The sequence below is a fragment of the Bradyrhizobium sp. RDI18 genome (assembly GCF_043203335.1).
Lineage (GTDB): Bacteria > Pseudomonadota > Alphaproteobacteria > Rhizobiales > Xanthobacteraceae > Bradyrhizobium > Bradyrhizobium retamae.
Window position 1 is genome coordinate 20,239 of the sequence record NZ_JBICRN010000006.1, and the last position, 13,068, is coordinate 33,306.

Genomic DNA, 13,068 nt, shown 5'->3' on the forward strand with positions numbered 1-13,068 from the left:
CTCAAGGCGTCTGGGAACGATTGTCCGTTCCAGGCGTCGATCTTCCGCGTTGCTGTGGAGAAGTCAGATGATCGGGGAAGGTATTGATGGCCCAAACAAGCTCGACCAGGCCAAGGAGGCCGTTCAGGCAGCTACTCAGGCGGTCAAGGAAACCACTCAGTCCATCGCTGACGCCATCGAAGCAGGCAGGCACCCAAGTGCGCCTCTCGACCGCTTAGCGCGTTGGGCTCAAGAAGTGCCCCTACACGCAGTCGCTGTAGCGTTCTTGGTCGGTGTTCTGCTCGGGCGCCGGCGCAAGTAACTAGCCAATGCATTCAAACGGTCTGCCCCGGAGGTCGGTTTTCCCGCAGGGGGCGATCCTCGCTTACACGGTTGCACCGCCTGCCGGTAATTGCTCTCATACGCACGCACCATCCGGTGCGCTCAGAAGAGCTCTTCGAAACGCTGGCGCACTTTTCTTCTGTCTAATCGCGCGAGTTGGTTGAGCGCTTCGGCCTATTCCTCGCTCTTCACGATCGAGCCGGTGAGTTGCCTAATTCGTACACGGCAGATCGCGAGCGAAGGCTCACCTACTAATGGATTGCATCGCCAAGACCAGCGTCGCTGAAAGCAGCGACGAAAGGGCGAGCAACGTCCAATCCTGTCTCGCGCATCCTGCTGTTATCTGTCCGAGCAGTAACTCTATCCGCTTCATCATTCGTCCTTGGGAAGCCGGTCAAGATAGGCGAGTCCAGAACACGTGAGTTCTTCAGTCGCTTTTGGCTGACCTCCAACCTCCCTTGCAAATGGCGCTCCAGTAGGCATCGTCGACCGTCCGCAACGTCAACGTAGCGATGCGTCGCCAGATAGACGGTCCAAGCCGTGTCGACCGCCTTTCGAAGAGCTTCATCGACCATCCTCCAACTCCAATAAGTGTGACCACTGACGGCAACTCACGTTGCCTTCGGTTCCCGGAGCGTCCGAGGTTCAACGGTAACAGATGTCGCCAAGGACCCAAGGCTGTTCGGAACGCATTCACTATGGCGAACGAAGGCTACCCTAATCTACCAGCGGACTGGTAATCTCAGGGCCGTCCAGCTTTGGGCATGCCAAGATCGAAAGCACGGTCCGATATCTCGGCATTGAGGTCGAGGAAGCCCTGGTAATAGCGGAACAAGTGGATGTCTGAAGTGCCCGGGCAGAGCGGACATGCTCTGCCCGCCTTCTCACCGCCGGTTTGTGCCAACACCGGAAGTCGTACACGCTCGCGAGCAGACTATCTCTGTGTCGCAGAAAGTAATCTTGTGCGACGTATCGAGAATGGCTTGGTTGAGCCATTCCCGACTCATTTGCCATCATAAAATCGTTGCCAGCGTGTTATTCTTAAGTAAGAGCCATACAGTTCAACGACTTCAGAAGGAATAAATGGATGGCGGAAGGTGCAGACCATGTTAACGCCGCAGTCGTAAGCGGCTCGGACAGAGCCCGCCCCAGACGGCCAAGCATTCTCCGCTACGTGCCGGGGTTTCTCTATATCCTGATCTTGTACGTCATCGGGAGGTTTGTCTTCTCCGATCCGAGGGCAACTCTCTTCGATGTCTTGGGTTACCGGCTCTCATGGGTCGAAGTCCTCTTGCTCGCCGCCGCCATCGTCGCGATGGCCGAGCAGATCAAGGTCGCCAAACCCGGCATAAACAATACTACCGAGGTCCTTCTCATGGGAGCGATCGCAATCATTCAGCTATTGCTGTTTGCTCTCGGCGCCGCCAAGGTCCAGGTTCTCGGCATTTTTGACAATACCGAGTTCTTGCTACTCACACTGATCAACCTCGCGCAAACCGCGGTGGCGTATCAGATCAACTCCGCGACGTTGATGCGGACCATTTCTTCGTCGTAGGTTTCCTGCATGCCGACGGCTGTTCCAGGTTCGGGTACGCCGTCCGTGGCGCACTCGATACCGCGAGAGCGGTCTCGTGCAGTATACGTTTTGCGACCTCGGAATGTCTTTTTGCGATACGACGTCGACCACTCCTCAGCGGGGTGCAAGAGCGGGGGTGCGAGTTCTGCTCTGGGTCACAAGCGGCGGCAGACGCCCGCGCAAGAAAGGTCCGATCTCGCTGTGACAGTGGACGTGCATGAAATATCGCGCTCCTTCGGCCTGGGGCCACAGGCAACATGGGCAGGTTGACCGAGGACGAAAGAGGCCGCTGAGACGGCCTTTGTCATAAGACTTTTAAATAGGTTTGCTTGTGTTTCGTTGGCTATGGCCGCTGCCTATGGAGCTATATTGACCAAAACTTCCCCGGCGATGATTTCGGGATCTCCAAGGTTAAGGTCAAGCAGGCTCGCTTTAACAAACTCCAGTACCTTATCGTTCGCCGCATTGGCGCTTTCGCGGTCCTCGAATATCATCACAGCGACACCGATGCCTTCGCCCCCATCCAGTACATAGTAAGATCTGAATCCGTGCGAGTCCCTTAGGATCTGACCGATGCCGCTTTTGGCGCGGCGGGCAGCATCCGCAACCGAACGAACCTTGGTGTACTTTCGAATGAACATGTACATGAGGCCACCCATACGTCTGAGTTCGAGCCCCAAGGCATCAAAGCATATTGGGCCGCTGCTGGACTAGGGCCTATTTTCCGAGATGGGTCATTCGTGTTGCTTTTGACCTCGTGCAGCCCACTTCCGGTCTAACCCCACAAGCAGACATAATCGCGGACCGTCGGCATGTTTCAAAAGTACCACTTCCGGACATTCGACGACATCCGCAGCGACGCATCAGCCGAGACGACGCGATTTTCTGTCAAAGCCCCTTTGAAGGGTCTGGCCCACGCTATACTGTCGAAAGGCTTGTACTCCATTCAGTCGTGCGTTGCTTTAGATTGGGGGAGTTTCATCATGACCAAAAGTGAACTTACTCGTCGTCGCCTGCTTCGCGGCGCTGCGGCAGCTGGCGGTCTCGCATCCATCGCAGCCTCCGCGCGCATCCTCAGCCCGGCCCGCGCGCAGTCGGCGCGCAAGACTTTCGTCCTTGTTCACGGCGCATTTTGCGGCAGTTGGACGTGGCGCCGAGTTGCGGACCTGCTCGAAGGGAAGGGACACAAAGTATTTGTGCCGACACTGACCGGCCTCGGCGAGCGCTCACATCTGCTGAGAAAGGACATCGATCTCGATACCCACATCGCGGATGTCGTCAATCTCATCAAATGGGAAAGCCTCAATGACGTCTGCCTTGTGCTTCATTCCTATGGCGGATTTGTCGGATCGGGCGCGCTCGAAGCGATCGGCAATCTCGTCTCCTCGACCGTTTGGCTAGACGCCTTTATACCGATCGATGGTCAAAAGCCGCTTGATGTGACAAATGAAGGTTTCCGAAAAATGCTACAGGCGGCGCAGGAGAAGGGCGAAGCGGGCTTCGGCGCAAGCGGCAGTAAGGTTCCGGCCATCTTCGTCGCCGAGCCTGATGAATCGTTTGTTCGGTCAAAATTGACGCCGCAACCGATCGGCACGTATCTGCAGGCGATCAAGCTGTCTGGCGCGCGCGAGAAGGTAGCCAAGAAGACCTTCATCCGCACACCGAGGTTTCCGCACCCCGCCTTGGACAAAGCCCTAGCCGAATGCAAGGCCGACAAGTCATGGGCGACTTTCGAACTTGCCGACACCGGCCATATGGCCATGCTTGATGGGCCGGAACGCGTGACCGATTTGCTTGTGCAAGCGGCCTAAGCTCAAGCTGACGGCCGCTCCTTGAGCCACCTGTTAGAACGGCAGCTTAGGCTCAATCGCGTCGGTTTGACTGGACCACGGCGACTTCCGGTCTTCCCGGGTGAACGGACATTCTGAGGATAGGCGGACATGTCTCAAAGGTGCCACAACCGGACACATCCGCCGCAGGAACTAGCAGCCTATTGGATCACCCTCGCCGGCGCGAGTAAGCTGCCGATCCCGAGCAGGATTTTATTTGCCGACGGTTTGGTGGAAGACATCATTGTCCATGGTCCGCGCGCTAAGCTGAGCGCCCGCGTATCATTCTGGGTTCTCCTGCCTTATTCCAATTGCATGCGGACACCCCTGGCGCCGTTCAACAATCGCTTGAGATGAAAGCCCGCCAATGGATCATCGGCGCAAGTGGGGGTTCTGGTCTGAAAGCGGAAGTCTCAGACAGAGATCCAGGATAATCAACCTCCAAGGCTACCGCACCAGTTTCGCACCAGAAACGACCGCACTGAAGCGCAACGAACGCGATCGAAATCATAAGGTTGTGCGAAGGTGGAGTGTTGAACATCGGCGCGCGCCTGCGCGCAGAATTTGTTTCGGCGTGCAGGCGCCCTTATCGATGCGTGCAACATCGACCTCGCCTAGGTGCGGCGCCCTTAGGTTATGATGAAATTGGAGTTGTGCAGCACGCCCGTGAGGTTATTGAGACCAATTTCCATGTCGGATGATGTCATTGCGCCGTCACCGTCGATGTCGATCTGCAGAACGCCATTACCCAACAGACGAGCCGAAGCCTGATCCGAAGCGGTGAAGTCGCCGCTGCCGACGTATTCGATATCACCTCCGGCAACAGCGATGCCGGAGAACGTGAAGGTATCATCGTCGGCATTGAAGTTGGTAATCTGGTCAGCGAGGCCACCAACGACGGAGTCGGCGACGCTCGTGAAGCGGAAATTGTCATGTCCAGCGCTCGCCGTAATCCCATCGTAGCCCGCACCGGCCGTGACAGTCGTATTCCCCGATGTGTTGCCGATCACAAGGATGTCCTGTTCCGCACTGGCGTTGATCGTCTCGGCATTGGTTACGGTCAAAACTTGTCCGGTGCTCAGGTTGAGCGTGTCCGTACCGTCACCGAGGTCGACCGAGTTGGCCCCATCGCCGAACAGACCCGAGGTTAAGTTCAACGTGTCGTTGCCTGATCCCAGATTGATCGCCATGCCACCGGTACTTCCAACGAACCCACTCATCGTCAGCGTGTCGTCGATCGAACTTCCGTTGATGTGGTTTGCGCTGAAAACCGTATTCAATGAGTTTGTTCCGGCCGCGAGATTCAGTGTGTTGTCACCGTTTCCGAGGTTAACGGATACGCCGGTCACGGTGTTCAGCAGAGTCAACGTATCGTTCGAGGAAGTAACTCCAAAATCGCCAAAGCCCACGCTTTCCGTGTTGAATAGCGAAATCGAACTACTGCCTGCAGCCAAAACCAGCGAGTCGTTTCCATCGCCGAGATCGACGACCAGCCCATCGGCGACGTTGTTCAAGTTGGCGTTATCGCCGCTGCTGCTACCGGTCAAGTTCTCCACACCGACCAGGCTAAGCGAGAAGAAATTGCCAAAGCTGCTGCTGTTCAGGACGACCGTATCCGCCGTCCCGCCGCCCAGATTGAGCTGGCGACCGAAGACGTTGCCGCCAACGCGGAGGTAGTCGTCACCCGTGGTCCCGATCACGGACGCACCGCCCGCGAGCTGTTGGGTGGATATGTCGATCGGGATTCCTGCTGTGCCCGACGACAACAGCAGGATAGCGTCGCTGAACTGCAGCACTTCGACGTTGGTGAGCGTGTCGGTGCCATCGCGATTTGCGTTGTTGTCCAGAACCTGCACGGCTCCGGGCGTTGTAACCGTGTACTGGGATTGAGTCCCTGAGAAGCTCACCATATCGGTACCGGCTTCACCGTCGATGCTGTCGTTACCACCCTGCCCGGTAATACCGTCGTTGCCGCCACCAGCATTGATGCTGTCGCCGCCGCCGCCACCGAAGAAAAACTCATCGTTGGAACTACCGGTGATGATGTCGCCTTGGTTCGACCCTTGAACGCCGTTGACGCCGCCCATGATGACATCAGCGCCGGCCACGCCGCTCACGACACCCGTCGCGAGATTGACGTTGACCCCGCCTCCGCCGGCCTGGGAGTAGGAGATACGCGTGTTGCCGTTGCCGGTGATGGTATCGTTGCCGGCAAGTCCTTCGAACAGGTTGAAGGTGCCGAACGTTCCCGCCGAGGTGATCCCGGTAAACCCGGAAGCGTTGTAGGTATCGTTGTGGTTGCTGCCGATCGCGCTGTTGACGCCGACAAAAGTATCGTTGCCAATCGTGCTGCCGCCGGAGGCCGTTCCTGCCTGCAGGTTGATCGTTACCGCGTCGGCCGCACTGCTGTAGATAATGCGCGTGTTGCCGTTGCCGGTGATGGTGTCGTTGCCGCCGATACCTTCGAACTGGTTGAAGTTACCGATGCTGCCGACGTTGAGGGCTCCGCCGATACCAAAGCCGGTGGCGACGAAGACGTCGTTGAAATTGGTGCCCTGGATGCCTTCGATCGAGCGTAGCGTATCGCTTCCAATCGATGCGTCACCCGTGGCTGTACCGGCAGCAAAGTCGATGGTGACCGGTCCAGTCGAGAAGTAGATGTTGTTGTAGCTTGCAACGTCGAAACCACCGCGACCATCGATGGAGTCGTTACCGGCCAGGCCAATGAAGGTCTCGGTGACGGTGCCGTTGCTGCCGCGCAAGGTATCATTGAACATCGACGCCTGGACGGCGTTGACGCCACTGAAGGTGTCGCTGCCGGTCGAAGCATCACCGGTCGCAGTGCCGGTGCCGGGCGTCGCGCCTGTCTGCAAGTCCACGGTAACGGCGCCGGTCGCGTTGACGAAGGCCAGCCGCGTATTGCCGTTACCGATGGTGTTGTCGTTACCTCCCATGCCGTTGAATTCGTTAAAGGTACCGTTGGAACCGGCATTGGTGCTGACGTTGGTGAAGCCGGTCGCATCGAAGCTGTCGGCGCTACTCGAACCGCGGACGGATTCGATCGACCGAAGCGTATCCGTGCCGACCGTGGCGGCATCGCCTGTCACGGTTCCCGCGGCCAGACTGACGGAGATACCGCCCACCGCCGCCGGATCGAGTGCATAGTCGGCGCGATCGAAGCCGCCTCGTCCGTCGATGAAATCATCGCCGGCGCGGCCTTCGAATACCTCAACCGTTCCGGCACCGTTGCTGCTGCCGAGCAGCTGGTCGGCAGATCCCGAGCCGATGACGCCTGCAAATCCCAAACCGACGAGGGTATCATTACCATCGGCGCCGGTCGCAGTGTGCGCGTTGAGGTCGACAGTGACGCTGCCCGTTGCGTTGGCATAGGAAATGCGGGTCAGCAGTGCGCCCTGGCTGTTGAGGGCACTGGTAATGGTGTCATCTCCGCCCCTGCCCTCGATCTCGTTAAAGCCCACTTGGGTGCCTGCAATACCCGTATCGCCAGCGAACCCTGCCGCATTCAGTATGTCGGCAAAGGCGCTACCAACGATGCCCTCCACATTGACCAAGGTGTCATTGCCAACACCTGCACCCGACACTGTGCCTGCGGCAAGATTGGCTGTGATGCCACCCGTGGCATCCGCATAGACCGTGCGGTCGAAGCCAGCGCCGCCGTCCAGCACGTCATTGTCGGCCAATCCCTGCAGCCGGTCATTGCCGCCAAGCCCGTTCAGTGTGTCGGCCTCGCCTGTTCCCACCAGCGTGTTGGCGTTGTCGTCGCCCGTCGTCACGCCGGTAACGTCGGTCACCGCGATCGTGAACACCTCGTCGTAGGTGTGGTTGGCGGAATCGGTCACCCGCACCGTCACCTGGTGCGAGGTCGCGGTCTCGTAGTCGAGCGCGCCGACAACGACCAGGTTGCCGCCACTGATGCCAAACAAGCCATTGGCGTCATCGACCAGCGTAAAGCTTGCGGTATCCCCCGCGTCCGGATCGACCGCCGACAGCGAACCCACCACCGTAGCGGCCGCGCTGTTCTCGGCCACGCTGGTGTTGGACAGCGCAATGTCGGTCGGCGTGCTATTATTGGGTGGTGCGGCAAAGACGAAGTCACTGGCAACAAGGCTGCCCACCGTGATGTTTTGCAGCGTAATGGTGTCGCCGTTGCCGAAGTCGATCAAGGTATTCGAACCCTGTTGCGAGGCGTGAGCCTGGATGTCTGCCAGGCTGTAGATGCCGTTGACGCCGCTGACGTCGATCCGGTCGCCCAGACTGCGGTTAAAGTCACCGACGAAGTCCGCACCGCCGCCCGTGGCATACACAAACGTGTCCGCACCGGCGCCGCCGAAGAGACTGTCTGCTCCCCCGCCGCCGTGAATCGTGTCGTTGCCGCCGTTGCCGCTCAGGGAGTCGTTACCAAGGCCGCCAACCAACGTATCGTTGAAGTTCGTCCCCTGGACGTTGTTGACACCACCCGTAATGGTGTCATGACCGACTGATGCATCGCCATTGACGTTGCCGGTGGCCAGATTAACGGTCACGCCTCCGGTGACGTTGTTGAAGAAGATTTGCGTGTTGCCGTTGCCGGTGATGGTGTCGTCACCGCCCAGCCCCGTGAATGAGTTGAACCCGACAAAGCCGGAGGCATTGTAGGTGTCGGCAAAATTGCTGCCCTGGACGCTGTTGACGCCGGTGAAGCTATCGCTGCCGACCGAGGCATTACCGGTCGCGGTGCCGGCGGCAAGATCGACTGTCACCCCGGCAGTCGCGTTGGTAAAGATCAGCCGCGTGTTGCCGTTGCCGGTGATGCTGTCGTCGCCGCCCAATCCTTCAAACTGGTTGAAGTTGCCGTTGCTGGTGCTGACGTTGAGCGCACTTCCAAGGCCATAGCCGGAGGCGTTGAAGGTGTCCGCAAAGCCCGTGCCCTGGACGCCTTCAATGTTGCGCAGAGTATCCGTGCCGACCGAGGCATCGCCTGTCACGGTACCGGACGCAAGATTGACGCTGATCCCGCCCGTGACGGTGCTGAGGCTGTTGTAACCCGCGATATCGAACCCTCCGCGGCCATCGATATAGTCATCGCCGCCAAGGCCAGTAAAGGTGTTGCTGAAGCTGCTTCCCAGCAGCGTGTCGGCAAACATCGAACCTTGTGCGGCGTTGACGCCAGTCAGGCTGTCGGTTCCTTCGGTCGCGCCCGAAGCGATGCCGACAACGGTTACCGCATTGGTCGTGCCGATGGCGCTTGTCTCGAGGTCAACGGTGACACTGGCAGCCGCAACCTGGTAATTGAGACGCGTATTGCCGTTGCCAATGACCGTGTCGTTACCACCCGCGCCGCCGAAGTCGTTGAACGTCCCGGACGACCCGACGTTGAGTGCACCTGCACTGCCGAAGCCGGTCGCATCGTAGACGTCATCGAAGTTAGTGCCGCGCGCCGCTTCAACGCTACGAATGGTGTCGGTACCAACGGTAGCATCGCCAGTCACCGTTCCCGCCGCCAGATGAACGGTGATACCCGACGTGGTCGTCGGATCGTTGTTGTAGGTCACCGTGTCATAACCGCCGCGACCATCGATGTAGTCGTCGCCGCCGCGACCCTCATATGCCTCGTAAGTACCAAACGCATTGTCGCTGCCGTAGAACGTGTCGTTGGAAGCAGATCCCCAGACCGCAGCGACGTTCGAGAAGGTGTCGTGGCCGACCGAGGCATTGCCATCTCCCGTCCCGGCGGCGACATCCACCGTCACCGCGCCTGTCGCGCTGAGATAGCTTACCCGGGCCACCGACTGACCTAGCGCGTTGATTTGGCCGATGATGAGGTCGTCTCCGCCGCGGCCTTCGAAGTCGTTCTGGCCGATAGCTACCCCGGGATTGCCGGTCGATCCCATAAAGCCCACCGCATTGAAGGTATCGGCGAAGTCGCTGCCGATGACGCCTTCGACGCCGGTCAGCGTGTCGCTGCCGACGCCCGCGCCGGTGACCGTGCCGACCGCCAGATTGACGGTGATGGCGCCGGTGGCGTCGGTATAGATCGCCCGATCAAAGCCGAGGCCGCCGTTGAGCTGGTCATTGTCGGCCAGGCCCTGCAGCCGGTCATTGCCGCCAAGCCCGTTCAGCGCGTCGGCCTCGCCTGTTCCCACCAGCGTGTTGGCGTTGTCGTCGCCCGTCGTCACGCCGGTAACGTCGGTCACCCCGATCGTGAACACCTCGTCGTAGGTGTGGTTGGCCGAATCGGTCACCCGCACGATTATCTGGTGCGAAGTCGCGGTCTCATAGTCGAGCGCGCCCGCCACCACCAGATTGCCGCCGCTGATGGCAAACAGGCCATTGGCGTTGTCGACAAGCGTGAAGCTCGCGGTATCGCCCGCGTCCGGATCAACCGCCGACAGCGATCCCACCACCGTATTGGCCGCGCTGTTTTCGGGCACGCTGGCGTTCGACAGCGCAATATCCGTGGGAGCACTGTTGGTGGGAGCCGCGGCGAAGATGAAGTCGCTGGCAACGAGGCTTTCCGGCACGATGTTCTGAAGCGTAATGGCGTCGCCGTTGCCGAAGTCGATCAGCGTGTTCGGGCCCTGCGTGGAGGCGCGGGACTGGATGTCCGCCAGGCTATAGATGCCGCTGACGCCAGTGACGTCGATCTTGTCGCTCTGACCGCGGTTGAAATCGCTGACGAAGTCCGCCCCGCCACTGTCCGTGTAAACAAATGTGTCCGCTCCGAAGCCACCGAAGAGATTATCCGCTCCCCCGCCGCCGTTCAGCGTGTCGTTGCCGCCGGTGCCGCCGTTCAGGAAATCGTTGCTGCTGCCGCCAATGATGGTGTCGCCGAAGTTCGACCCGAAGACGTTGTTGACGCCGCCGGTGACGGTATCGGTACCGACCGAACCATCGCCTGTGATAATACCGGATGTGAGGTTGATGTTTACGCCGTTGGTCGCGCTGCCGTACTGGATCTGGGTGCTGCCATTGCCGGTAACAGTGTCGTTGCCGGCAAGACCCTGGAACGAGTTGAACCCAGCAAAGCCGGAGGCATTGTAGCTGTCGGCCGAGTTGCCGCCGATCGCACTGTTGACGCCGCTGACGAAGTTGTCGATGCCGACCGAGCCATTGCCGGATGCGGAGCCGGCACCGCCGGCGCCGATCACGATTGTCACGCCGGAGGTGGCATTGCCATACTGGACCTGCGTGCTGCCGTTGCCGGTGATCTGGTCGTCGCCGGCATTGCCCTGGAACGAATTGTAGCCGCCGTTGAAGGCGGACGCGTCATAGACGTCGGCAAAGTTGCTGCCGATCGCGCTGTTGACGCCGCCGGTGAAGCTGTCGTTGCCGACCGAGCCATTGCCCGTTGCCGAACCGGCGCCGCCGGCACCGATCATGATCGTCACCCCAGCCGTCGCGTTGTTGTAGAGCACCCGCGTATTGCCGTTGCCGGTGATGGCATCGTCGCCGCCAAGTCCCTCGAACTGGTTGAAGTTGCCGTTGCTGGTGCTGATGTTGAGAGCACTTCCAAGGCCGTAGCCGGAGGCGTTGAAGGTGTCCGCAAAGCCCGTGCCCTGGACGCCTTCAATGTTGCGTAGCGTATCCGTGCCGACCGAGTCATCGCCTGTCACGGTACCGGACGCAAGATTGACGCTGATCCCGCCCGTGACGGTGCTGAGGCTGTTGTAGCCCGCGGTATCGAACCCGCCGCGGCCGTCGATGTAGTCGTCGCCACCCAGGCCAATAAGCGAGTTGCTAAAGCTGCTTCCCAGCAGCGTATCGCCAAACATTGAACCTTGTGCGGCGTTGACGCCGGTAAAGGTATCGGTCCCTTCAGTGGCTCCCACAGCGCTACCGGCAACGGTCACCGCATTGGTCGTTCCGATCACGCTGTTCTCGAGATCGACTGTGACACTTGCAGCCGCAATCTGGTAGTTGAGGCGGGTATTGCCGTTGCCGATGATCGTATCGTTGCCGCCCGCGCCGCCGAAGTCGTTGAAGTTGCCGTTGGTGGTGCTGACATTGAGAGCACCGGCAAGGCCATAGCCAGTCGCATCGAACACGTCATCAAAGTTCGTGCCGCGGGCCGCTTCGACGTTACGAATGGTGTCCGTACCGACGGTGGCGTCGCCGTTCACCGTTCCCGCCGCCAGATGAACGGTGATACCCGACGTGGTCGTTGGATCGTTGTTGTAGGTCACCGAGTCATAGCCGCCGCGACCATCAATGTAGTCGTCGCCGCCACGCCCCTCATAGGTCTCATAGGTAGCGGCTGCATTGTCGTTACCGTAGATCGTGTCATTATGTTGAGAGCCCCAGACCGTCGAGACTCCCGAGAACGTGTCGTGGCCGACCGAGGCATCGCCGTCTGCCGTCCCGGCTGCGATATCCACCGTCACCGCACCCGTCGCGCTGAGATAGTTTACCCGGGTCACCGATTGACCCAGGGCGTTGGTTTGTCCGATGACGAGGTCGTCACCGCCGCGGCCTTCGAACTCGTTCTGACCGGCAGCCACACCGGGCAGCCCGGTCAAGCCGGTGAATCCGGCTGCATTGAAGGTGTCGGCGAAGTCGCTGCCGACGATACCCTCGACGCCGCCCAGCGTGTCGCTGCCGACGCCGGCGCCCGTAACCGTGCCAGCCGCCAGATTGACTGTGATGCTGCCGGTAGCGTCCGTATAGACCGCACGGTCGAAGCCGAGACTGCCATTGAGCGGGTCGTTGTCACCAAGGCCCTGCAGCCAGTCGTTGCCGCCAAGCCCGTTCAGCGTGTCCGCCTCGCCCGTTCCGACCAGCGTGTTAGCGTTTTCGTCGCCCGTCAGCGCTACGCCGGCAACGTCGGTCACCGCGATGGTGAATATCTTGTCGTAGGTGTGGTTGGCGGAATCCGTGACCCGCACCGTGACCTGACGGGACTGGGCCGTCTCGTAGTCGAGCGCGCCGGCCACCACCAGATTGCCGCCGCTGATGGCAAACAGGCCATTGGCGTTGTCGACAAGCGTGAAGCTCGCGGTATCGCCCGCGTCCGGATCGACCGCCGACAGCGATCCCACCACCGTATTGGCCGCGCTGTTTTCGGCCACGCTGGTGTTGGACAGCGCAATGTCGGTCGGCGTGCTGTTGGCCGCGAAGATGAAGTCGCTGGCAACCAGGCTTTCCGGCGCGATGTTCTGAAGCGCAATGGTGTCGCCGTTGCCGAAGTCGATCAAGGTATTCGAACCCTGTTGCGAGGCGTGAGCCTGGATGTCTGCCAGGCTGTAGATGCCGCTGACGCCGCTGACGTCGATCCGGTCGCCCAGACTGCGGTTAAAGTCACCGACGAAGTCCGCACCGCCGCCCGTGGCATACACAAACGTGTCC

4 protein-coding genes and 1 pseudogene are annotated in these 13,068 nt (G+C 60.0%); 3 read left to right on the forward strand and 2 right to left on the reverse strand.

Annotated features, from left to right (window positions below; genetic code table 11):
• Positions 1-990: 990 nt before the first annotated feature.
• Positions 991-1,168: pseudogene (locus ACFXS9_RS01100) on the forward strand (integrase); the annotation flags it as partial.
• A gap of 240 nt (positions 1,169-1,408) precedes the next feature.
• Positions 1,409-1,876 carry a hypothetical protein gene (locus ACFXS9_RS01105; RefSeq protein WP_392684177.1) on the forward strand — a complete coding sequence of 156 codons (468 nt, stop codon included), beginning with the start codon at positions 1,409-1,411 and terminating at the stop codon, positions 1,874-1,876.
• A 377-nt stretch (positions 1,877-2,253) separates the two neighbouring features.
• Here ACFXS9_RS01105 and ACFXS9_RS01110 read toward each other — a convergent pair whose 3' ends face one another.
• Entirely contained in the window at positions 2,254-2,544 is a 291-nt protein-coding gene (locus ACFXS9_RS01110) for a hypothetical protein (protein ID WP_392684179.1), read from the reverse strand.
• Positions 2,545-2,709: 165 nt separating this feature from the next.
• Between ACFXS9_RS01110 and ACFXS9_RS01115 the strand changes: the two genes are divergently transcribed.
• On the forward strand, positions 2,710-3,708 hold the full coding sequence (locus ACFXS9_RS01115) for an alpha/beta fold hydrolase (protein ID WP_392684182.1): 999 nt from the start codon (positions 2,710-2,712) through the stop codon (positions 3,706-3,708).
• A 647-nt stretch (positions 3,709-4,355) separates the two neighbouring features.
• On the opposite strand, the gene ACFXS9_RS01120 is transcribed toward ACFXS9_RS01115, so the two are convergent.
• Entirely contained in the window at positions 4,356-13,058 is an 8,703-nt protein-coding gene (locus ACFXS9_RS01120) for a cadherin domain-containing protein (RefSeq protein WP_392684184.1), read from the reverse strand.
• Between the last annotated feature and the right edge of the window lie 10 nt (positions 13,059-13,068).

What these genes read in the sequence shown, in the direction of transcription:
- ACFXS9_RS01105 (WP_392684177.1), top strand. Translation starts at nt 1,409, where the DNA reads ATGGCGGAAGGTGCAGACCATGTTAACGCCGCAGTCGTAAGCGGCTCG.
- ACFXS9_RS01110 (WP_392684179.1), bottom strand. Translation starts at nt 2,544, where the DNA reads ATGTACATGTTCATTCGAAAGTACACCAAGGTTCGTTCGGTTGCGGAT.
- ACFXS9_RS01115 (WP_392684182.1), top strand. Translation starts at nt 2,710, where the DNA reads ATGTTTCAAAAGTACCACTTCCGGACATTCGACGACATCCGCAGCGAC.